At 48.6% G+C, this 24974-nt stretch carries 13 protein-coding genes; 5 read left to right on the top strand and 8 right to left on the bottom strand.

What is annotated here, in order from left to right; genetic code table 11:
• Nucleotides 1-7: 7 nt before the first annotated feature.
• The 3 genes from HWI92_RS00835 to HWI92_RS00825 all read right to left on the bottom strand — a co-directional run bounded on the left by HWI92_RS00835 (nt 8) and on the right by HWI92_RS00825 (nt 2504).
• Complete coding sequence (locus HWI92_RS00835; RefSeq protein WP_204660322.1) at nt 8-394, bottom strand: response regulator transcription factor; 387 nt, start codon at nt 392-394, stop codon at nt 8-10.
• 522 nt (nt 395-916) lie between these two features.
• Nucleotides 917-1936 (bottom strand): hypothetical protein, encoded by a 1020-nt coding sequence (locus HWI92_RS00830; protein WP_204660321.1) that lies wholly within the window; start codon nt 1934-1936, stop codon nt 917-919.
• Nucleotides 1923-2504 carry an RNA polymerase sigma factor gene (locus tag HWI92_RS00825; protein ID WP_229248653.1) on the bottom strand — a complete coding sequence of 194 codons (582 nt, stop codon included), beginning with the start codon at nt 2502-2504 and terminating at the stop codon, nt 1923-1925. Before HWI92_RS00825 ends, HWI92_RS00830 begins: the two co-directional genes overlap by 14 nt.
• A 134-nt stretch (nt 2505-2638) precedes the next feature.
• Between HWI92_RS00825 and HWI92_RS00820 the strand changes: the two genes are divergently transcribed.
• Complete coding sequence (locus tag HWI92_RS00820) at nt 2639-4474, top strand: vWA domain-containing protein (RefSeq protein WP_204660320.1); 1836 nt, start codon at nt 2639-2641, stop codon at nt 4472-4474.
• Here HWI92_RS00820 and HWI92_RS00815 read toward each other — a convergent pair.
• From HWI92_RS00815 to HWI92_RS00805, 3 genes are all read right to left on the bottom strand, one after another.
• A complete protein-coding gene (locus tag HWI92_RS00815) occupies nt 4471-4941 on the bottom strand; it encodes a hypothetical protein (RefSeq protein WP_204660319.1) in 471 nt (156 codons plus the stop codon). The genes HWI92_RS00820 and HWI92_RS00815 overlap by 4 nt on opposite strands.
• Before the next feature lie 31 nt (nt 4942-4972).
• Nucleotides 4973-9184, bottom strand: coding sequence for a malto-oligosyltrehalose synthase (gene treY, locus HWI92_RS00810; protein ID WP_204660318.1), 4212 nt, complete (start codon nt 9182-9184; stop codon nt 4973-4975).
• An 83-nt stretch (nt 9185-9267) separates the two neighbouring features.
• Nucleotides 9268-9645 carry a response regulator gene (locus HWI92_RS00805; protein WP_204660317.1) on the bottom strand — a complete coding sequence of 126 codons (378 nt, stop codon included), beginning with the start codon at nt 9643-9645 and terminating at the stop codon, nt 9268-9270.
• A 209-nt stretch (nt 9646-9854) separates the two neighbouring features.
• Here HWI92_RS00805 and HWI92_RS00800 point away from each other — a divergent pair, with 209 nt between their 5' ends.
• The 4 genes from HWI92_RS00800 to glgB all read left to right on the top strand — a co-directional run bounded on the left by HWI92_RS00800 (nt 9855) and on the right by glgB (nt 21473).
• Entirely contained in the window at nt 9855-14045 is a 4191-nt protein-coding gene (locus tag HWI92_RS00800; protein WP_204660316.1) for a hybrid sensor histidine kinase/response regulator, read from the top strand.
• A 154-nt stretch (nt 14046-14199) separates the two neighbouring features.
• Nucleotides 14200-16152, top strand: coding sequence for an alpha-1,4-glucan--maltose-1-phosphate maltosyltransferase (locus HWI92_RS00795; RefSeq protein WP_204660315.1), 1953 nt, complete (start codon nt 14200-14202; stop codon nt 16150-16152).
• Nucleotides 16153-16159: 7 nt separating this feature from the next.
• On the top strand, nt 16160-19516 hold the full coding sequence (treS, locus tag HWI92_RS00790) for a maltose alpha-D-glucosyltransferase (protein ID WP_204660314.1): 3357 nt from the start codon (nt 16160-16162) through the stop codon (nt 19514-19516).
• Nucleotides 19517-19526: 10 nt separating this feature from the next.
• The gene (glgB, locus tag HWI92_RS00785; RefSeq protein ID WP_204660313.1) at nt 19527-21473 is read left to right on the top strand and encodes a 1,4-alpha-glucan branching protein GlgB; all 1947 of its coding nucleotides are present in this window, start codon (nt 19527-19529) and stop codon (nt 21471-21473) included.
• Between the two features lie 77 nt (nt 21474-21550).
• Here the strand turns inward: glgB and HWI92_RS00780 are convergent, their stop codons facing one another.
• Complete coding sequence (locus HWI92_RS00780) at nt 21551-22732, bottom strand: T9SS type A sorting domain-containing protein (RefSeq protein WP_204660312.1); 1182 nt, start codon at nt 22730-22732, stop codon at nt 21551-21553.
• A gap of 21 nt (nt 22733-22753) precedes the next feature.
• Entirely contained in the window at nt 22754-24592 is a 1839-nt protein-coding gene (locus HWI92_RS00775; protein ID WP_204660311.1) for a hypothetical protein, read from the bottom strand.
• Nucleotides 24593-24974 lie beyond the last annotated feature (382 nt).

Below are 24974 nucleotides of genomic sequence, written 5' to 3'. Positions count from 1 at the left end.
ATACTGATTAAGAGAAGCGTTTACTGCGTCGGAGGATCGCGTTGATCTTGGCGTGTACTTCCATGGGGTTAAAAGGCTTCACCATGAAGTCGTCCGCGCCTGCATTGAGGCAGTAAATGCGCTCGCTGCTCTCATCGGATCCGGAGAGGATAATAATGGGGATGTCGGCGTAAAGGTTGCTCGCACGGGCTACTTTCAGAAACTCCTTGCCGCTCAGGTTCGGCATATGCAGGTCGGCAATGATAAGGTCGACCTGGTTGCCTTCTTCAAGCCAGAGCATACCTTCCGAGCCGTCATGTTTCACTACAACATCAAAATCCTTTTTAAGAAAATGTTCCAGTATTTTGGTAATACTTGGCTCGTCATCTATAATCAACAGGCTTGATTTACTCATGGGTGTTGTAAAAAATATAATCAGATCAGGTTCTTAAACAGCAGGAGGAGTACATGTAATTTGTATTGCATTATGCTTTCCAAATTACTTCTTTTTACGAACATTCACTAAGTGTGTAGAAATACTATTTTGCCCAATCCAACAAAATCTGATCCTGAAATTTTTAACATTCAATTTATGATGTCAATTTTCAGTTCTTCTGAATTTTTATGCTTTTGGGACAAACCATCAATGGGCTGTAAGTGAACGTTTTATACCTTATAAGATAATTGTTCAGATAAGCATTTCAGAGATGTTCAGTAAAATTACATAGTCCTTTTTACATCACCAAACTTTGACGACACAAATAGAAAAATTTTTACAATTACTTCTACGTAGTGCATTATATGCTATTGATAATGAGAAAGTTGAAGCCATTTTTTAAAAAGGCTCAATATTGGAATAGTGCCATAAATGTGGACTGCTCTGGAATGTCCGCAGGTGACTTCCTGTCGGGATGAAGAAAAATAAAAAGGCAGGTAGCTATTCTTTTTCGAAGTGTAGCGTAATTGTGACAGGCTGCCCGGCAGGTTTTCCATTGACAACACCGGCTGTCCATACCGGACCTTTCCGGATGATGTCCGTAGCAGCAGCAAAGAGCGCCTCTTCGCCCAACGTATAAAATCCTGACAATGCCCCTGCGGGATCAACCGTGAATGTGACCGTAACCACTCCTTTCCGTGCCGCATTCCTGGTCGACACGTACAGGTACTGATTGTAAGCGGGCCACCCTGCTGCGGGCACCGGGTGTTTATCAGCAACCGGGCGGGCTGCACTCACAGGATTGCGGGCCACAGCCGGACGACTGTCGAACAATACCTGGTGCTCGCCGGCAAAATTGCCGGAAGCCACCCGGTTATAGCGGATCATACTATCCCTGGCCTGCGCAACTTTCGATGAAAAAGGAGATGCAGGGATAGTAACTGTCGGCGGAGCAGCAGGCAGAGGCGCAATCATGTTTTCTTTGCTAGGTTTCGGAGTTTGTGCGGAAGCAACATCGGCGTAAAAGGTATCGGCTTGCTTTGCCGGTGCCTGCCCGGCCGCAGACTTCAATACCCTGGCCGGGCGGTGAATCGCCCGGGCAGAACCGGCCGAGGCTGCTACCGGCGCGCTCAATGGCATAGTGGTATCCGGCTGCATGGAGGAAGGTATGCTTATTGCGGCTGCCGGCTGCTTGTCAGTAATCCCGGGCACCCGGTCCTGATACACGATCCAGGTAGTACCCGCGACCAGGGCAATGCATGCAGCAACACCGTAGTAAAGCCACTTTCTGCTTTGGGTATGCACGCGGTCTGCCAGTCGGGAACGTAGCTCCTCCCCTGCACTCCCGACGGAAACGCCTGCTTGCTGCATGGCCAGAAAGCCCTCGTAAGCCTCCGCCGTCATCGGGTCTTCCAGCATGTGTTTTTCAAGCAGGTACTGCTCGCGGGCCGACATTTCGCCCCGCTGGTACCGCCCGAATTCTGCTGGGCCAAAGGATGGTTGTGCATCAGATCCTGCCATTTTTCTCCATGCAAATTTTAAGGTTCCGCTTTCCGTTCTGAATGTGGCTCTTCACTTTATTAAACTCCAGATCCATTTCGCTGCATATTTCCCGGTAACATTTCTCGTGCAGGTAAAACATTTCAACTGCTTTCCGCTGGTCTGGTAAAAGTTTTTCAAGGCAGGCATCCAGCTGCTCCAACCGGCCCTCGGTTTCCAATGGTCCTGGCGCGTCTTCAGCCGTATCAACCATCAAATGCTGCAAATCCGGGGCCACAGGCAGAAGGGTAGTTTCCCGCAGGCGCATCAGGCAATAATTGCGTGCGACGGTATGCAGCCAGTTTTTGAACCGGGTCACTTCGTGTACGCGTAAATCCACCACCAGTTTTTCGAAAATCTGCATGACGGCGTCTTTGCTGTCGTCCTCATCACGGAGATACTTGTAGCAAACTGCAAATACCAGCTCCATATACGGCTGGTAAATAGTACCCAGCAGCCGTATATCGCCCGTTTTCCGGTAGGCCGAAAGTTGTTCTTCCTCTGAAATCGTGCCGGGTTTCCCGGGCCGGAGAATGTGGATAAACTTCACTAGTGTATGTCTGCGAGGTTTGGGGCAGCACCGTCAGGTAGATGCGTATTTTTTTAAAATTCCATAAAATTCTTTAAAAAACTTATGGAAAATACGCCCGGCCGGCATCCATGGTGAAATCAAAACCGATGACCATGAAAGCGAATTTGACCCTGGCATTTACATTACTGCTTCTTGCGTTTACAGGCATTCCGCACCGCGATGTGAAAGGTGTGGTTACAAATGCTGCCAACCAGCCTCTCTACGGAGTAACCATCCAGACTCCCGATGGTGCTATAACCACCTCCTCCGACCAGGACGGAAAATACGCGATCCATGTACCTGCCGGAACACGGTATCTCCTGTTCAGCCTCCCAGAGTATCAACCACGCAGGGAAGCAGTAGCCCAGGATACACTTGCATTGCATGTTATACTGAAAAAATCACCGGCATTACTGTACGACAGACTGGCTTCCGCACCCGCAAAGCCCGAACGCGCGGTAACAATAAGTACGCCCATACAAAACAGCCCGCTTTATGGACGGACTTTTCAAAACACAGAGCGGTACCAGGCTGTTCAGGAAAGTAATTTCCGCCTGAGTACCGCCGAACCTTTAAGTACTTTTTCCATCGACGTGGACCGCGCATCGTACAGCAACGTCCGGCGGTTTCTGAACCTCGGAAAACTGCCGCCGGAAGATGCCGTGCGGGTGGAAGAAATGATCAACTACTTTGAGTACGACTACCCTCAGCCTGCGGGGCCGCATCCCATCAGCGTACATACAGAACTTACCGAATCGCCCTGGAACAAAGGATTGCAGTTGCTTCACGTCGGAATACGGGCAAAATCCATCGAAACAGACCACTTGCCGGCATCGAACCTCGTTTTCCTCATCGACGTGTCGGGTTCCATGTCGGACGAAAACAAACTCCCGCTTGTAAAGCAGGCATTTGCCCTGCTCACAAACCAGCTCCGGGCGCAGGACAAGGTTTCCATTGTGGTATATGCAGGAGCTGCGGGCACGGTGCTGCCGCCCACATCGGGAAACGAAAAGATGAAGATCCGTGAAGCCCTCAACCAGCTGGAAGCCGGCGGTTCCACCGCGGGAGAAGAAGGTATTTCGCTGGCCTACGACCTTGCTGAAAAACATTTTGTGAAAAACGGAAACAACCGGGTGATCCTGGCTACTGACGGTGACTTCAATGTAGGTGCAATGTCCGAGAGTGAGCTGCAAAGGCTTATTGAGCGCAAGCGGCAGGATGGGATTTTCCTGAGCGTACTGGGATTTGGGATGAACAACTACAAGGACAGCATGATGGAAATCCTGGCTGACAAAGGAAATGGCAACTACGCCTACATTGATAATATGCAGGAAGCACGCAAGCAACTCGTGGGGGAATTTGGGGGTACGCTGTTCACGGTTGCCAAAGATGTAAAAATCCAGATCGAATTCAATCCGCACTTTGTACAGGCATACCGGCTCATTGGTTACGAAAACCGTGCTTTACAAAACGAGGATTTTCAGAACGACCAGAAGGATGCAGGCGAAATGGGCTCCGGACATACAGTCACGGCAATTTATGAAATTGTACCCGCAGGTGTGCAGAGCAGCTATATCAAGCCTGGCACTGCACTGCGCTACCAGGGCGGCCAGGCAGTTGCCAATGCCCGTGATGAGTTCATGCATGTAAAAGTCAGGTACAAAAAACCGGACGACTCCAAGAGCATGCTGCTTGAAGTACCTGTAAAAACCAAACCCAAAGCCTTTGCCGAATGCAGCGCTGATGTACGGTTTGCGGCTTCGGTGGCTGAGTTTGGTTTGCTACTGCGGCATTCGGAGTTTCGCGGGAGTGCCTCTTACCAGGATGCTGCGGCACATGCGCAAAGTGCGCTCGGCAACGACAAGGAAGGTTACCGGTCCGAGCTGGTAAGACTGATCAGGATAGCAGAGGGTCTTGACCATGGTACGCAGGCTGCGCGCCGGGACTAGGAAGCGGGCTTAAACTTCAATGCAATCTTGGTCATATTGGGATAATCGTATGCAGTGCTCCGGGTGGTCATTGTAAATCCTCCGGGACTTACGTCGGCCGGAGTGATCAGCCACTCCCCTCCTTTTTGGGTGGTTTTAGGATCGGTGATTGAAATGTTTTCCTGTTCCGCTTTCCATTGCAAAAGGAACGGTCCGGCCGCACCTTTGAATACTCCGGAAAAAGTACCGTCGGGCCGCAGCTCGACGGTTTCCATGTAGCTTTCAAACTGAACTCCCCCAAACTGGGTGAGCATCTTGCCGTCTCTGAAAGTAACTGCATCATTGACGAGAATCTGATCGATCCGCCATTTTTTTGCATCAGTAAGAATGGCGACCGCCTCCTGTACGTTCCCGGCCTTTCGGTCGCAGGCGGGCAGGAAAGTGGTCGCCATGAAAAGGATTGCGGACAAAAATGCTTTTGCTCTCATTGCACTTTGCTTTTTTTGCCCAATATAAAACCTAATCGCGGTTGAAGAGCACGGTAACTTCAGTAAGCCATTGTTCGGCTTCCTTCGTGATCTGCCCGGGAGTAAGTCTCCACGACCAGTTGTCTTCGCTCGATCCCGGAATATTCATGATCGCTGACTCGTCAAGGTTCAGCACGTCCTGCATGGGTATGATTGCCCATTTGGCCACTGAGCCGAATACCATCCGCGACATCGCCTGGCTTACATTTTCTTCATTTACCTCATACCCTGCATAGTACGATACCCTTTCCGCAGTTTGCTCGTCAGCGGACTGCCTGAGCCAGCCGCGGGTGGTATTATTGTCGTGGGTGCCGGTGTAGGCAATGAAATTGGGCTTGTAATTATGCGGAATGTGATCCGATTGCGGCATGTTTTCGTCAAAGGCAAATTGTGCTACCTTCATGCCGGGCAGTGAGAACTTATCGCGCAGTACATATACAGCAGGACTCATTTCACCCAGGTCCTCGGCTATAAAAGGCAGGCTGCCCAGCTCGGTTTCGGCTTTGGCAAAAAACTCCTCACCCGGCCCCAGCTGCCAGGTACCATTGACGGCAGTCTTTTCGCCCCCGGGTACTTCCCAGTAATCGGCAAAAGCACGGAAATGGTCGAGGCGCGAAATGTCAAACAACTCCATATTCTTGGCGAGCCTGCGGATCCACCAGTGGTAGCCGCTTTCTTTGAGTGCATCCCAGTTGAACACCGGCATTCCCCAAAGCTGGCCATCGTCAGAGAAAGCATCCGGCGGCACGCCAGCCACGCCGGTGATCTTACCCTCTTCATCCACCCGGAACAGGTCACGGTGCGACCATACATCCGCCGAGTCATAGCTCACATAGAAAGGAATGTCGCCCAGCAGCTCGATGCCACGTTCCTTGCAGTACGAGTGCAGGTTTTTCCATTGTTTATTAAAAATATATTGCTGCCACGCTATCTGCCTGATTTCTCCGGCGGCCTCTTCTTTCAGTCTGGACAATGCACTTTCTTCCCGCTTCCTGAACTCGGGTGTCCATTCAAACCAGGGACTTCCCTCATGTTTTTCTTTCAAAACCATGTACAGACAAAAGTCGGGCAGCCAGTCGGCATTTTGCTCTGCAAATTCTTCAAGGGCCTGCTTTTCGGAAGCATCGTTGAGCTCCAAAGACTTTTCAAATGCTTTTTTCAACATCTGCGCTTTCACTTCTCCTGCTTTGTCGAAGTCGGCCTTCTCGGCCTGCGGCAGGTGATATTCCTGCAAACCGTCTGCATCCAGCAATCCTTCAGCGGCAAGCTGCTCCGGACTGATCAGCAAATAATTACCTGCCCTGCTGGACAATGCACTGTATGGAGAATTGGCCTGCGCCGCCTCTATGGGATTGAGGGGAAGTATCTGCCAGAGCTTTTGATTACTACGTGCCAGAAAATCAGCGAATGCATATGCCTCAGGCCCAAGATCACCTACTCCAAAGGGTGATGCCAATGAAGAAATGTGCAGCAGTACACCAGCTTTACGCTCATTATCTACCCGGGTACCTTTTAATATCACCGCAGGCAGCGTTTTGAAAAGGTCCGCTACAACCAGCTTGCCCTGGTACTCACTGCTTTTCTCAGTGAAGATATCCAGCCACTCGGGCGACAGGTTGTCGGGCAGTACGATGTTGGTATCTTTCCAGTCGAGCCCGAAAAAGTCCGTTTGCTGCTCATGGCATACCTGCGCAATATGCAATGGGACTGCAATAATGTAGAAGTCCTTTTTTTGTTTTCGTGCAAATGCGAGCACATTGTTTTTGTAGGTTCCGCGCACCGTCAGCGGGATATATTCTCCGCCTGTAAAAATCAGCGGTGCTTCTTTTCGCAGCTCAAACAAGCGCGTTGTAAGCCAAAGCTTGATGCCGCCTTCGTGCCGGTTTTCCCAAAGATTGGACAGGAGCGTACCATGGTCATAATCAGCAAAGCCCGTCAGCAGTTTTTCACGCAATGCATAGTCGACGGGGCGCCGGTTATCCGGATCCACCAGGCTCAGGTCCCAAAGCTCGCATCCTTGGTACACGTCGGGAATGCCCGGACAGGTAAATTTCAGCACTACCTGCGCCAGGGAATTGATAATGCCGTATTCAATCACATCAGACTGGAATTCTGCAAAACGTCTCTGGAACGGGGTATCCTTTTCCAGTAATTTTTGTGCAAACTCTACTGCGGCCTTTTCATAGGCTTCATTCGGTTCGGCCCAGTCGGAATTCGTTTTTCCTTCACGCAATGCTTTTTGCAAATACGCTTCAAGCCGGTCAGCAAAGTCATTATCGCCTGAGCCCGGCATCGGGTATGCGCCCACGATGGTCTGGTAAATGAGGTATTCATCATTCAGGTCTGGGCCCTGGCCGCGATCGGACTGGTTCATTTCCTGACATTCCTTTACCAACGCCAGCCACTCGTCGGCCAGGTCGGTGAGTACGTTGAGCCGCGCGCGTACATCCTCACCTCTTTTGGTGTCGTGTGTTGAGGTAGTGTTCAATGAAAATGGCTGCTCTTTTTGCCTCCGGCGCATACGCGCATGAAAATCCTTTACAGTCATCCCAAACCGGTCAGGAAAGTCGCCCACATCATTATGACCGATGAAGCGGTTGTAGGTGTACATTAATGTATCTTCCCCTCCCTTGGCCATCAGCGGACCCGAAAACTGCATCAGTCGCTGGTAAAATTCCAATGCACCTTCGGGCGCCTCATCCTCCTCCGTACCCATCAGTACTTTTTCGAGCAGGTGGAGGGCATCAGTAAGCCCGGCTTCATTTTCGCGCAGCTTATCAAACAGGCTTCTGAGCTCGGTTTGTTCTTTTTCGGGTAGTGGCAACTGGTTGCCGTAATAGCGGTAAACGGGGAAATAGATCAGCAATGCGCCAATCGCACGTTTCAGCTCATCGGCTCCGATGCTATTAAGGACTTCCTGGTCTGCGAGCTGCAACCTTACAAAAAGCTGGTAAAGGTTATCGAGTTCGCCACCCATGTGCTTGTACAGGATGTCTGATTTTTTATCAAGCAGCTGCGCTTTGATCTCGCGCTCGTCGCCGGTGAGTTCCCTGTAAAAGTCGGTGAATGGTTTTTCAGCTTCGGTGCTGGTAAATACGTTGTTGACATCCGCCAGGAATTCGTAGCCCGATGTTCCCTGAATCTCCCAGTGCACGGGCATTTGCTCGTCTTTTTCCAGGATCTTCTCAACAACAATATATGCATCGCCGCCAGTCAGGGTACGAAGGTCCTGAAGGTACTTCTCAGGATCGTACAATCCGTCAATATGGTCAATGCGCAGTCCGGTCCAGGTACCATCGTCCACCAGCTCGCGGATCAGCTCGTGATAGGTTTCAAAAACCTGGTCATCCTGGATATTCAGACAAATGAGTCCGTTTACGGTAAAAAACCTCCGGAAATTAATCTTTTCGGCTGTGTGCTGCCAAAAACAAAGCTCATACTCCTGCTGTCCGAGCAGTTCGGTAACTGCCTCGGGATCTGCATTGATCTCTTCCAGACGCTTGTTCAGGAAGGCGGCAAACTCAGGATTTTTGAGCAGTGCATTAAATTGCAGCATCAGCTCGTTCCAGGCCTGATCGTAAAAAGCAGGGGCTTCCTGCTCATGCAGTTTATCAAATTGTTCCGACAGGCTCGCAATGGAGTCCGGCGCACCTTCGCGCGGGGTAAGCAGTGCCTGGTAGGTCGACAGGCTTACAGGAAAGAATTCATCGAAATACTTCCATGCCGGCTTGTTCGTGCTGGTATTCAGTGCCAATGAAATGTTTCCGTCCCTGATTTCATCTTCCAGCTCATTGCCCAGGAAAGGCACCATGAGCTTGCCTGTAAATAATGCACTGTTGCCGCTTACATCAAAAAACTTTGCATACCTGGATCTTGGTCCTTTTTCGAGCAGGTCGGCGATCCAGGGGTTGACGGGCGTGAAGGCCATGTGATTGGGAACAATGTCCTGCAACCATCCGATCTCATCTTTCCGCAGTGTCTGGCTGATTGTACGAAGCTGCTCAATGGTCCCGATTTCCGGATTGACCAGGTGCGGATTGATCCCGTCGTAGCCATGGGTACTGCCCGGCGAGGATTCAAGAATGGGAGAAGCATAGATGGTTCCTACTCCGAGCTTGCGGAAGTATGGTACCAGCTTTTCAAACTGTTCGAGCGTAAAATCTTTATGAAATTGCAGACGGTAAGTAGCGATTGGACTGTTCATAACGGTTTGTTGATCATTTAAAAACCGTCAGACGATAAATATTTATGCCAGCCAAAGTAAAGTGAGCCCGTCAGCAGCTCAGGTCATACCAGCAGCAGTGATTTCAGGAGCGGAATTTCAAGGGGCTTCGACAGGAGCCGGATAATATGGGGATTATTGCGGGCTTCGAGAATATCGGCGGTATCAACCGTGGAGGAAATCATAAAGAGCTTGATGCGGCTGCGGATTTCGGAAGGTAACGAAGCATAAAGTCCGGTAAACTCAAACCCATTGATTTCAGGCATTTGCAGGTCGAGCAGGATTACCGTTTCAGGCATTTCCGTCGTTTGTTCCATCAAAAAATCAATTGCCTCCCTGCCTGAGCCAAACGACGTGACGTGTTGTGCAAGACCGCTGCGCATCAGCAGCTTTTCGTGCGTGAACAAGTCGAACACGCTGTCATCAATCAGTATAAAATCCATAGCGCTACCGGTAATGTTTAAATGTTGAATACCCTTCAACCTTTACCTGTCAGTTAATCTGTAATCACTCTTTGTTTACATTATTGTAAGATACCGTAGAAGTAGTTTAATACTTAAAATAAAAGAGTATCTTAGTAGCGTGTAGGAAAATATCTGGACTAATGTTATATAAAGCTTTATTTCCTAAATATAAACTGAAAGTATCTTTATTGGCTGTATTTGTCCTCATTTTTAAGGTACTTCCTACTATCGGGCAGGAAATCAACTACCCCTTCCGTCATCTTTCCACGAATAGTGGTTTGTCACAGAATAACGTCACAAGCATACTATGTGACAGCAGGGGCTTCATGTGGTTCGGCACGCCCGACGGGCTCAACATCTACGACGGCTACAAGTTTACGATTTACCGCAACGACCCGGAAAACGAGCGCAGCCTCGGGCATAACTACGTGCATGCCTTGTGCGAGGACAAACGCGGCAAACTCTGGATCGGCACGGACGATGCGGGTTTGAGCCTGTATAATCCGGTGACCGACCGTTTTCTTAATTTCAGGACAAATGCTGCGGTACCCGGCAGCATCAGCCACAACAAAGTCACCAGCATATCCATGAATGCCAAAGGCAACCTCTGGATAGGGACGGGAGGCGGAGGTATCAATTATCTTGATATAGCTACCAAGAAGTTTACTGCATTCAGGCACTCTCCGGATGTCAGAAGTTTAAGCAGCGACTTTGTATCCTATGTTCTGGTTGACCGGAAAGGACGTGTATGGGTGGCTACTTCCAATGCCGGCCTCAACCTGATGACCAGTCCGAAAGGGGATTTTGTACACTTTACACACGCACCTGCCACGCCCGGCTCACTCAGCAAAAATGAACTCAATGCCCTATACGAAGACCGGGCCGGCAATATCTGGATTGCTACGGAGGGAGGCGGCCTCAACCGGTTCAATCCGGCCGACAGTACCTTTACCGTGTTCCGCCACAACCCGGATGACAAGCGTAGTATCTCCCACAATGATGTCCTGTCGATCCAGGAGGACAAAGCCGGCCGCCTCTGGATTGGGACGCGTAATGGAGGCATTAACATCCTGAATGCTGACGGAACCTTCGACCATTTTGTAGCGGACCGCTCCAATCCGGACCGGCTGAACAATGGTTCCATTTACACCATGTTCTGCGATAAGAATGGTGCGATGTGGGTGGGAACATACAGCGGCGGTATCAACATCATGGATGCCGAGCCTTTGAAGTTTAACAGATTACGAAGCTATGCAGGCAAAATCGACGGTCTGAACAATGATAACATTCTCGCTATCACCGAAGACCATGCAGGAAATCTCTGGCTGGGAACCGATGGGGGCGGGATCAATGTGTGGGACCGTAAAAATGCCGCATTTTCCCACTACAAGCACGAGCCTGAAAACCGTAAAAGCATTGCGAGCAATTATGTGATTTCCCTGCACGAGGACCGTGACAAGATCATGTGGATCGGTAATTACAAAGGGGGATTAAGCACATTTAATTCTAAACAAAGAACGTTCGACAACCTTAACCGGGAAAGCAAAATCAAGGGACGGATACCTTCCAATATCCACGCGCTCGAAGATGACCATGCGGGAACGCTGTGGATCGCCACGTCCGAGGGCCTGCTGCGGTACAACAAGGCCAGCGGTACCTACATCCGGTACTACGCACACCCTTCAAAGCCCGACGGGATCAATGCCAATGTAATCCTGTCCCTGCTGGTAGACAGGCAGGACCGGGTATGGGTAGGTACTGAAGGAGGCGGGCTCAACCTTTTTCAAGACAAAACGGGCACATTCAAACATTACACAAGCGACATTCATGACAAGACAACGCTGAGCAGCAATCTGGTCAACTGTATTTATCAGGACAGCAAAAACAGGATCTGGGTGGGTACCAACGGCGGACTGAACCTGATGGATGACCGCAAAGGTACATTTACCCAATACCGGCAGAAAGACGGCCTGCCCAATGAAGTGATTGAGGGAATCCTGGAAGATGCGCACGGAACGCTGTGGCTCACCACAAACCTCGGGGTTTCCAACTTCAACCCTGATACCCGCACCTTCCGGAATTACGATACAAGCGATGGTCTGCAGGGGACGTCTTTCAACAGGATGTCGGTGTATAAAAATGCGGCAGGTACCATGTTCCTGGGCGGGCAGAACGGGTTGAATGTTTTTCATCCCGACAGTATCCGCTATAATAAATATGTACCTCCGGTATTCATCACGGATTTTCAGGTCTTCAACAAGTCTGTCAGCAATAAGGACAAAAATTCTCCACTGAGGCATCACATCACGGCTGTGAAGGACATCCGCGTTTCGCACAAGGACCTGATGCTTTCTTTTGAATTTACCGCCTTGAACTATACCATCACGCGTAAAAATCAGTATGCCTACAAGCTGGAAGGTTTCGATGATGACTGGATTATGTCGGGGACTACCCGGAGAGCGACCTACACCAATCTCGACCCGGGTGACTATGTTTTCAGGGTCAAGGCTTCGAACAATGATGGTGTCTGGAATGAGACGGGCACTTACATCCGGCTGCATATCGTACCTCCATTCTGGGGGACATGGTGGTTCAGGGGTGTCATACTACTGCTGCTTGCCGGAGTGATTTTCCTGCTGTACCAGATGCGCGTGGGAGCCATGAAAAAACAGCGTAAAATTCTTTTGCAGGAAGTAAAAGAGCGCACGAAAGAGGTGATCCTGCAAAAACAGGCACTCGAAATTCAGGCGGAACATTTGCATAAGCTCAACAGGGACCTCAAACAAAAGCACATTCTTGAACATCAGGCCAGAGAGGAAGCAGAAAAGGCAAACCAGGCCAAAAGTGTATTCCTGGCCACAATGAGCCACGAAATCAGGACGCCTATGAACGGTATTCTGGGTATGGCGCTGCTGCTTTCACAAACCGAAATGACCGACGAGCAGGCCGAATATACCGAAACGATCATGAGCTGCGGGGATGGACTACTGACAGTCATCAATGACATTCTTGACTTTTCGAAAATCGAATCGGGGAACATGGAGCTGGAAAGCAAAACGTTTGACCTGCCTGAATGCATTGAGGAAGTACTGGGAGTATTTTCGGGCAAAGCTGCGCTCGAAGGACTGGACCTTGTTTACCAGATCAATCCCGAAGTGCCGTCCCGAATTATCGGTGACAGCCTGCGGCTGAGGCAGGTACTGATTAACCTGGTCGGAAATGCAGTAAAATTTACCAAAAAAGGGGAAATCCTCGTCAGTGTGGCACTGCTTTCGACAGATGAGCATGGCGAGATCGAACTGCAGTTCAAGGTGAAGGATTCGGGCATCGGGATTTCTGACGACAAGCTTGATCTTCTTTTCCGGGCATTTTCGCAGGTGGATTCATCGCACAGCCGCAAGTACGGGGGCACGGGTCTGGGACTTGTGATATGCCGCAGGCTGGTGGAGCTCATGGGCGGGCGCATCTATGCCGAAAGTGAGGAGGAAAAAGGGGCAACATTTACCTTCACGATCATGACCCTGCCCGGTGAACCTGATCCGGCTGCCGGCACAGAGCTGCACCGGAGCGACAGTGAAGGCAAGCAGGTACTGGTGGTGGACGACAACCGGACCAATCTGCGGATCATCGACAGCCAGCTGAAATACTGGAAGCTTGTTCCCGCTTTGGCCTCGTCGGGCAGGGAAGCACTGGAAATCTTAAAGTCCAACCCCAAAATAGAGCTGGTGATCACCGACCAGAACATGCCGGTCATGAATGGCCTTGACCTGTCCAGAAAAATCAGGGACACCTACCCGGACATTCCGATTGTACTGCTCAGCTCGGTAGGGGACGAAACGCGTAAAAACTATCCGGATATATTCGCAGCCGTGCTGACAAAGCCTGTGAAACATCAGCGCCTTGGTCAGGTGATCCAGAACGAGCTTTCGCGCCAGGTTGTGGCCCCGGCTCCTCCACCCCGCCCCAGCTTACTGTCTACCTACTTTGCTGAGGAATTTCCACTAAAAATCCTCGTGACTGAGGATAATGCGATCAATGAAAAGTTGTTTGTGACGGTTTTGACAAAGCTGGGATATCACCCTACGGTTGCTCATAACGGACTGGAAGCATTGAACGCAGCACGCGAAGAAACATTCGACATGATTTTTATGGATGTGCAAATGCCGGAAATGGACGGCCTGGATGCTACACGCAATATCCGCAAGCTGAATATCCAGCAGCCTTACATTACCGCAATGACGGCCAATGCCATGCATGAAGATCGCGAAATATGCCTCAAAGCGGGTATGGACGACTATATATCCAAGCCGCTCCGCCACGAAGACATCAAAGCGGCCTTGCAGCGTGGGTATACTGCCAGACAGCCCATGCTGGAATAATCTGCAATTTGGTATACCGACGGGCGGTTTTTTACGGCTTAATTGCTTTCATCGTATAAATAGTAATTCGACATAGGGTAATAAACCTGCATCTGCTTTCTTCAGGCATGGTTTTGATTGGAGTGCGGTACAAAACCAATGTCCATACTCAAATATGCAGGAAGGAAGGAAACGCGTAATCATTACGAATGTCACTCCTCAGATCGAAGGAGGGAAATATCCGGCCAGGCGGGCAATAGGTGAAAGCATAACAGTTACTGCAGATATTTTTGGTGACGGCCACGACTCAGTAGCAGCCAGTATTGTTTTCAAACATGAAAATGATCAGCACTGGGATGAAGTTGCTATGCAGTTCCTGATCAATGATCAGTGGGAAGCTACCTGGCGTCCGGAGAAGCTCGGCTTTTACGAATATCGGGTAACGGGCTGGATAGACCATTATACAACCTGGAAAAAGGGCCTCGTCAAGAAGTACGAAGCCGGGCAGGACCTGGCTGTGGAGCTGCTTATCGGAGTTGAACTGCTGGATGAAGCCGGGGCACTTGCTTCCGAGACTGACAAACCGCTGTTTTCACAATGGGCAGAACAGCTGAAAAATGAAAAAAACAGGGAAGCTGCCGTAAATCTGGCCATCAGCGGGAGTGTTGCCGAAGCAGTGGGCAAGATCCGGTTTACAAATCGCATTACTGTTTTCCCCACAACATTCCAGCTTGAAATTGAGCGTAAAAAAGCGGCTTACAGTACCTGGTACGAGTTCTTTCCACGTTCGGCTGCTGCCACTCCCCAAACCCACGGTACTTTCAAAGATGCAGAACGCCTGCTGCCGAGAGTAGCCAAAATGGGGTTTGATACCTTATACTTCCCGCCCATTCACCCCATCGGTGAGATGAAGCGCAAAGGGCGCAATAATACACTTACCCCCGCGCCCACCGATCCGGGATCGCCCTGGGCGATTGGTAACAGGCTGGGTGGGCATAAAGCTGTGCATCCGGAGCTGGGTACCATTGAAGATTTTGAAGCACTGGTGCAGGCGGCAAAAAACCTGGGCATTGAGATTGCGATGGACATTGCCTACCAATGCGCGCCGGATCATCCTTATGTAAAGGAGCATCCGCAATGGTTTAAGTGGCGGCCCGACGGTACAGTTCAGTATGCTGAAAATCCGCCCAAAAGATACGAGGACATTCTTCCCTTTGATTTTGAAACAAAAGACTGGGAAAACCTCTGGAATGAGCTGAAAAGTGTGATTGATTTCTGGATTGAAAAGGGAGTTAAAGTATTCCGTATTGATAATCCGCATACAAAAGCATTTGCCTTCTGGGAATGGATGATCGGAGAAGTACGGAGAAAAAACCCCGAGGTGCTCTTCCTGGCAGAGGCATTTACACGTCCGCGGATCATGGAGCGGCTTGCCAAAATCGGCTTCAACCAGTCCTATACCTATTTTACCTGGCGAAATACCAAATGGGAGCTCGAACAATATATGAACGAGCTTACCAAAACTGACCAGCAGTACTATTTCCGGCCCAACTTCTGGCCCAACACGCCTGATATTCTTCCGCATCACCTTGCCGAAGGTGGCGAAAATGCGCACATTATCCGCTTTTTGCTTGCTGCCACACTGTCGTCCAACTACGGGATGTATGGTCCTGTGTACGAATTTGGCGTCAATACGCCGCACCCGGGCAAGGAGGAATATACCGACAATGAAAAGTACGAGATCAAGCACTGGGACTGGGAACGGTACAGCCGTACTGCCGAAATAATCACGCGGGTCAATCGTATCCGCAGGGAAAATACAGCCCTGCAATCCACCTGGAACATCGACTTTGCCGAGACCGATAATGACTCCATTATTTCGTTTGTCAAAACAGATACCGAGACTGGCAATGCATTACTGATCGCGATCAACCTGGACGTATATAATACTCAGGGAGCGCACATCAAGGTGCCGGTAACGAAGTTCGGGTTGGATTACCACCAGTCATACCGGGTCAGTGACATGCTGAGCGGTGAGAAATATTACTGGCAGGGCGAATACAATTATGTACAGATGAACCCTTACGAAATGCCCGGACACATCCTCAAAATTGAACCTTTGAACTGACACTTGCATGGAAAATAAACAAGAGTTGCCTGATAAGAATTTGCATTGGTACAAAGATGCGATCATTTACGAACTACACATTAAAGCGTTCAAAGACGGAAATTGTGACGGAATAGGAGATTTTAAGGGTTTGATGGAGCAACTGGACTACCTGCAGGATTTGGGTGTGACGGCGATCTGGCTCCTTCCTTTTTATCCCTCGCCCCTGCGTGACGACGGCTACGATATTGCGGATTATTATAATATCAATCCATCCTACGGGGAGATCCACGAGTTTAAAACATTCCTGAAAGAAGCCCACAAGCGCGGGCTGAAAGTAATTACCGAGCTGGTAATTAACCACACTTCCGACCAACACCCCTGGTTTCAGAGGGCAAGAAAGGCACCGAAAGGGTCAGCTCACCGTAACTATTATGTATGGACGGACAATCCTAAACAATACAAGGATGCCCGCATTATTTTTCAGGACTACGAAAAATCAAACTGGACCTGGGACGATGTTGCCGGGCAGTATTACTGGCACCGGTTTTTCCATCACCAGCCCGATCTCAACTTTGACAACCAGCAGGTAAGGGATGAAATTTTCAAGATCATCAACTACTGGTGTAAAATGGGTGTCGACGGGTTCCGGCTGGATGCAGTACCGTATCTTTTTGAGCGGGATGGCACCAACTGTGAAAACCTGCCCGAGACGCACGTGTTTTTGAAAGAGCTTCGTAAACATGTAGATAGCCACTTTCCAGGGACGCTGCTCCTGGCTGAGGCCAATATGTGGCCGGAAGACTCGGCTGCGTACTTTGGCGATGGGGACGAATGCCAGATGAACTATCACTTCCCGATCATGCCGCGGATGTTTATGTCGCTGCAAATGGAGGATCGCTATCCAATTACTGACATTTTCGATCAGACGCCTGCTATTCCTGAAAATTGTCAGTGGGGTATTTTCCTGCGTAATCACGACGAGCTTACCCTGGAAATGGTAACCGACGAGGAGCGCGACTATATGTACAAAGCCTATGTGAAAGACCCGAAAGCACGCATTAACCTCGGGATTCGGCACCGGCTGGCACCTTTAATGGATAATAATCGTAAGAAAATCGAGTTGCTCAACTCGCTTCTTTTTACTTTCCCGGGAACTCCGATTATTTACTATGGTGATGAAATCGGGATGGGCGATAACTTTTACCTGGGTGACCGTGATGGCGTGCGTACACCCATGCAATGGTCACCAGACCGCAATGCCGGATTCTCCCAGGCCAATCCGCAGCGACTGTACCTGCCGCTGATTCTTGATCCCCAATACCATTATGAGTCGGTCAATGTGGAGTTGCAAACGCGCAACACATCGTCGCTGCTGTGGTGGATGAAACGTGCGATCAACACCCGCAAGAAATACAAGGCATTCAGCCGGGGTGATATCCGTTTTCTAAGTTCGGAAAACAGTAAGATCCTTTCGTTTACCAGAACGTTCGAGGATGAAACGATGCTGGTGGTGGCAAACCTTTCGCGCTTCCCGCAGCCGGTAGAGCTTGACTTGGACGATTACAAAGGGTATCAACCCGTTGAAATATACAGCCGGAACAAGTTTCCGATGGTAAAGGATAGTACGCCATACTTCTTTACACTTGAAGCTTATGCATGTCAGTGTTTTATTTTACAAAAAACACACCCCGAAATAGACGAGAACCGCGAGCTTCCTCTAATACGTCTCAATAAATGGTCCAAACTGCTGGAACCTGCACTTCGTGAACAGCTGGAAAACCAGATGCTGCCTTACTATATGATGAAAATGAGGTGGTTTGGAGGTAAAGGAAAGGGTCTGGATAGTGTCAAGATCATTTCGCATGTTGAGATTCCAATGGGCGACAATCTGCCTGCGTACATTCTGCTGCTGGAAACTACCTACCAGAATGACATGCCCGAGATGTACCAGCTGCCTGTCGCATTTGGAAAAGATCCGTTTGCACATAAGGTTCGCGAGGATTGTCCGCAGGCTGTGATTGCCAGGGTACAGCTAGAAGGTGACGAGGAGGGAGTACTTTTTGACGCAGTGTACGGGCTCGAATTTCAGCAATACCTGCTTACGTACATGGCTCAGGGTCACACAGTTCATGATAATGGAAATACCATCCATTTTACCGGCAATGAGCAGCTCGCCACACATTTGCAGGAAACCGAGAAGATCAAACCGAAAGTAATGTCGGCAGAACAAAGCAATACTTCACTTTCGTATGATGGCAAGTATTTCTTTAAACTGTATCGCAAAGTAGACCGTGCAGTAAATCCGGATATGGAAATTACACATTTCCTTACCCATGAAGCTGCATTCAAAAACATTCCGGCATTTGTGGGTGCGGTGGAATGGAAGCATGGTAAAGACTCCATGATCCTGGGAATGATGCAGGAAATGGTGACCAATGCCAATGATGCATGGGCTTATATGCTGGACAGGCTGGACAGCTTCAATGAAACAATCCTGTCCTCGGCAGATATCCAGTTGCCGCAGGAACTTCGCGGTACTTTGATTGAGCCGGTAGGTTATGAAGATATACCCGAATCATTCCGGAATCTGCTGGATGTACCGGTAGTGGAACAGGTATCACTTTTGGGCGTCAGAACTGCTGAAATGCACCTTGCACTGGCATCCAACAATGACTTGCCTGATTTCAAACCGGAGGAGTTCTCGCTGCACTACCAGCGTTCGGTATATTCGTCATTGCTATCATTGGTGCGCAGTACATTCCAGGGTTTGAACCGGAACTCCAAAAAACTGTCTCCCGAGCTGAAAGCTGAGGCTGACCGGATCATTCAAATGAAGGAAGATATCCTGACAGAGCTTAAAAAGGTTTACAGCCGGAAAATCGATACGGCAAAAATCCGGATACATGGCGACTATCACCTTGGACAAGTTCTGTTTACCGGGAAAGACTTTGTGATCCTGGATTTCGAGGGTGAACCTGCTCGTAGTTACAGTGAGCGGCGACTGAAACGGTCGGCATTGCGTGACGTCGCCGGCATGATCCGCTCCTTCCATTATGCTGCTTACGGAAGCCTTTATCTTGATAATCAAATCCGTACAGAGGACATTGACAAGCTTCTCCCATTTGTAGAACAATGGTACCATTACATGAGCGGGCTTTTCATGAAATCGTATCTGGAAACTGTGGGCGACAGTCCGATTATTCCGCAGAAAAAAGAAGACCTGGAAGTACTCGTGCAGACATTCCTGCTGCAAAAGGCGATTTACGAGCTGAACTATGAGGTGAATAACCGCCCGACGTGGGTAGGTGTACCAATCAGGGGCATCAAGGCAATCATGAAAAACACGGAAACACAATCAAATACAGAGTCAGTGTTGGCTTAAACAATCAGTTATGACGGATCAAACGGTTGAAAAATCAACTTCTGAAAACCTGGCAATGCTGACCGACTTCGACACCGGCCTGTTCAGGTCGGGTACGCATTACCATATTTATAACAAGCTGGGCTCCCACGCGGCAGAGGTAAATGGTCGAAAAGGCACATACTTTGCGGTTTGGGCGCCAAATGCCCGCTACGTTTCGGTAGTGGGTGATTTTAACGGCTGGAATCGTGATAATTCGCCACTGACGGCCCGCCCGGATCATTCGGGCATTTGGGAAGGGTTTTTGCCCGAGCCGCAGAAAGGTGCATATTACAAATACTTCATACGCTCCCTGAGCGGCTATGAAGTAGAAAAGGCTGACCCCTATGCTGTTCACTGGGAAACTCCGCCGCATACGGCTTCGGTTGTCTGGGACCTGGATTTTGAATGGAGTGACGAGACATGGATGGAACAGCGCAAAGCTACCAATGCACTCAAAAAGCCGATTTCGGTTTATGAAGTGCACCTGGGATCATGGAGGCGTAAGGATGAAGAAGAAGGCCGGTTCCTTACCTATCGCGAACTTGCAACGGAGCTTCCGGAATATTGCCAGTATATGGGTTTTACCCATGTGGAGTTGCTGCCGGTTATGGAGCATCCCTTCTATGGTTCGTGGGGTTACCAGGTTACCGGGTACTTTGCGCCTTCGAGCAGGTATGGTACGCCTCAGGATTTTATGTTCCTGATCAATGCATTACATCAGGCAGGCATTGGGGTAATCCTCGACTGGGTACCCTCCCACTTTCCTACGGATGAGCACGGCCTCGGCTATTTTGACGGTACGCACCTGTACGAGCATGCCGATCCGAGGCAGGGCTTTCATCCTGACTGGAAAAGTAACATTTTCAATTTCGGGAGAAACGAGGTACGCACTTTCCTGATTTCAAATGCTGTTTATTGGCTTGAAAAATTCCATATCGATGCCCTGCGGGTGGATGCGGTAGCTTCCATGCTTTACCTGGATTATTCAAGAAATGAGGGTGAATGGATTCCCAATCGGCATGGCGGCCGTGAAAACCTGGAAGCGATTGACTTTTTGAAGACTTTCAATGAAGTAGTTCATCGTTATTTCCCGGACGTTTTTACAGTGGCAGAGGAGTCTACCGCCTGGCCTGGCGTCACCCATCCGACTTCAGAAGGCGGCCTGGGCTTTGACATGAAATGGATGATGGGCTGGATGCACGATACGCTCAGCTATTTCGAGAAAGATCCGGTATACCGCTCGTACCATCAGGGTCAACTCACATTTAGCCTGGTTTATGCATTTTCTGAAAAGTTTACCCTGCCGCTCTCGCATGACGAAGTGGTATATGGCAAGCATTCGCTGATCGACAAAATGCCGGGCGATGAGTGGCGTAAGTTTGCCAATCTGCGACTGCTCTACGGGTATATGTTCGGGCATCCGGGCGCCAAGCTGCTGTTCATGGGAGCAGACTTTGCACAGCGTCATGAATGGCGGCATGATTTCAGCCTGGATTGGAATGAAAACCTGCATCCGTCCCACAATGGGATTCAGAAGTTATTGAAAGACCTGAATGCACTGTACCAGCAAAATCCGGCACTTTACGATAAGAACTTCTCGCCGGATGGTTTTGAATGGATAGACAATCAGGATGCGACGAACAGTGTACTGAGCTGGGTTCGTAAAGGTAACACTGAGAAAGATGAGCTGATCTTTATTGCGCACTTCACTCCCAATGTTCGTTCCAATTACAGGATTGGGGTACCGCGCCCAGGTTATTACCGGGAGATATTCAATACGGATGATCTGAAATATGGTGGCACAAACCTGCTCAATATTGACCTTATCGAAAGTTATCCGATTCCAAAGCATGGGAAAATTCATTCGGCTCCGCTGACGCTCCCTCCGCTGGGACTGATCGTTCTGAAATACGAGCGGCCTTTTGACTGGTGGTGAAAGAGGAGAAATCAACTGGTATAAAACAGAAATGGCAGCGCTTAGGCGCTGCCTTTCTGCACTTTAACACACACTATTTATCTTGCAATGACAATCTTGTAATTCTTCTCATCGCCATTTCTGCTTTTAAGACTCACGATATACATGCCTGCACTCAGCTTGCTTACATCAACCTTATCCTGAGGCTTGGCACCTGACTGGTAAACTTCAATTCCGTTTGCATTCAGGATACGTACTTTGGAAACCTGCGCAAAATCACCCGCATCAATGGAAAGAATGTTCGAGACAGGATTGGGATACATAGATAAGCTTTCTCCATCAAACTCAACATTACGGATACTACTATACGCAATGCTGCCATCCTTGTCAATCATGTGTAAACGGTACAGGTTATTTCCTGAGAGAGGAGCATTGTCACTGGCGGTGTAATTTTGGACCGCCTTGCTATCTCCCGACGCTTTGACTGTGTTGATCACAGTCCACTGCTTTCCGTTCCTACTACGCTCCACATCAAAGTGGTCGCTGTTCACCTCCTCGGTTGTTGACCAGGTCAGGTTTACTTGTTTTCCTTCTTTGGATGCTTCGAAGGTGGAGAGCTTGACGGGGAGGGGGACAGAAGGTGTTGGTGCTGAGGTTCCAATCTCATTCGCAGAGTTACCACTCATATCACCCCACTTTGAACCTTTTGGGCCCGTATCGTAACCAGTTGCGGCAGTCCTCACCTGAATCTTTGCGCCATTTTCAGGTGTGCCAATAACTATCCCTGCATTCCATGTTAACTTAACTGACCCTACATGAGTGGGGGTTGTAGTTAAATCATCACTTGTTTCAGTTCTTATTACAACATATTTAAAACGGGTATCGAAACCTGCTGGTGATGTGCCCGCCAAATTTACTGGTGCGTTAATAAATGCAACCTGTGAATTTGTAACAGTTGCCTCATTTGCAATGGATTGCACACTAGGACTTATTTCAGTTCCATCCGTACCAAAATCCACATCGAATGCCACATCACAACTTTGGAACGCAAAATCTTGACCATTTGTAGCGACATAATCTACGTAAGCCTGGCTTGCAGACATGTAGAGATCAAATGTAAGCGTTGGACCCGCCGGGTCATTCGTTGCCTTTATATTTCTAGCTTCAAAAAGAATATGCGGTCCAGGCGCTACTTGATCAATTGGCGTTGTTTGTCCGAATGCATCATTTACAAACAAGCCAGCAACAATAAAAAATGAGTGTTTAAAAGTCCGGTTCATACGTATTGGTTTAAATTATTATTAGTAATTCAATAGGATAGAATATGGAGATATCTTACTGCCAAGATGCAGCATATTAAGATCAGTGGCATCGACAGAGCCATTCATATCAATGTCCTCAACTGAATAGACATCGTATGGAGATAGTTTTGTCTTTGAAAACAGCTGGTTATAGTCTGTTGCGTCACCCGCCAAATCCTGATTTACATCATAAGACCACATGCACCACGTTCCATTTTTTTGAACCAACTGTGGTGAGGAAGGCTGATTGGGATCATTATACGCTCTGTTTAATCCAGCAGAAAAGTCATAGAAGGCAGAAGGAACTGTAAAGGAAATTACATTGCTCATTACTGCCAGATGATTGCGGTGTTTTACCGAAATGATCGCACCCTTAGGACGGTTAAGGAATTTTGGCAATTTTCCTTCTAGATCTACTACATCACCACTGGTTTGAAGCAGTAAAGCTTGGGATTCCAGCACTGTACCCGGATTCATATTATCCCGTATCTCTACAAGTAGCCAATCGACTACCTTTCCACCTACAAAGAACTGATTATTGATTGAGGCAGCTTCTTGACCTTTTCCATACGGGTCTTTAATTGGCAAAAGATTTGACAATTGCAGATCGTTGCGCATAGAAACCGAATTGCCAAGCATTGCTCCCTGTAACTTCACTTTCAACGTCAAGTCGACCAGGCATGGATTCGCTTTTACCCTAACTTTCGCCTTTGATTTATTTGTATTGAAACAGCCTCCAATGCTTTGATGAAATGCATAGTAAATACCAGGACTGGATGAGCTTGGAGATGTTATTTTTGAACCGGAATGATCGCTGGTCGTATACCATACAGTTGACATTCCCGAAGGAGGAAAACCATCCAACAATTGAGTAATGTTTCCTTTATTATCAGGACAGGTTGCGTCAGTTACTGTGTCCTTTAATGCTACTTCGTTTGGGCCTGTGACAGTCAGACTTGCACTTGACAATGGAGAGTTAAGACATTCTGCAATCGGATCATAGTAATAGGCAAATACTTTTTTACTCGGACCAATTTCGTCCCCAAGAGAAAACGCATCAGAATTCAAAATTTCACCTAGACCGGTACTCGGATTTCCATATTCATTATACCACACTAGCTTCGATCCATTAGGAGTACTGCTAGTAACCTTTGAATTTAAATTTACTTTCGTCGAAATGCAGTTATACGAGATATCAGGATTAGGCACAAGGGTTACCTGATTAGTTCCTGCGTTACATGTAACTAAGGCATCTTTTGCAACGTCGATTGCAAGATATCCTCCCCCCGAAGAACCAATCTGTGCACCTCCCGCAAACCGAATTACTGCGCTCGATGCCAAAGCTTTAAATCGGATTTTTATCTTTTTCCAAACACCTTTGTCGTTGCCAAAACTTGCCGTAAACGCTTGATTTGGCGAGTTTTGTGGTTCGTCAGATTTGGCTCCACTTACAAAAGTTGCGTGAGCCTCTATCGGATAATTTGTATTGGAACCAGTAATTGTAGACAAGACATGCAAAAACAACGTGTAATGCTTGTCCACAACTAACCCTGTCATTGTCGTTTGAATTTCCTCAGTAGCTGATGCATTAACAAAGAGTGTAGGAAAGGTCCTTGCCCCAGATGGAGGAGATGGTAACTCAAATTTCCAGGAAAGATTGGACGTCCCACAATACTTTGTATTTGAAAGATCAGGATGTGAGTCGGCAAAAACAGCCCAGCCCGGTGCTGTACAATCAGTACAAATTGCTGCTCCGCTTGAAACAGGTATGCTTTGCGCAAACGTTAGATTGGCGGCTCCAAGCAGCATTGCCAAAGTTTTCACAAGATACTTCTTCATATTTAGTGCGTTTTAGATGTTGAATTTTAAGTAACGCGGAGGGATACAGGTTTAATCATGTAACATATAGTGGGTTACGAGCCGGAAGCTCTCCTGTTTTTGCTTTGCTGTTTTCATAGTCATGAATGTTTTTCCTGTTCAACATATTTGATCATGTATTACCATGATCTGGCGCCGGTTCAAAATTGGCAGGAAAGAAAATCTTTTTTGCAAAGCGATGATCCTGCGGAATTTACAATGAGCAAACGGTGTATGGTATCGAAATCTCTCATTGGGTAATCCACTTAGAAGAGGTTCAAACAACAAACAAGATTGTCATTCTACATAAAAATAGTTTGACAAAGCAGCGGGCTGGAATCTTTGACCCTGTCCCGCTGCTGCC

The organism is Dyadobacter sandarakinus (assembly GCF_016894445.1).
Taxonomy (GTDB): Bacteria; Bacteroidota; Bacteroidia; order Cytophagales; family Spirosomataceae; genus Dyadobacter; species Dyadobacter sandarakinus.
The sequence above is the reverse complement of the archived record's forward strand: the minus strand, read 5'-3'. Positions and strand labels throughout refer to the sequence as shown.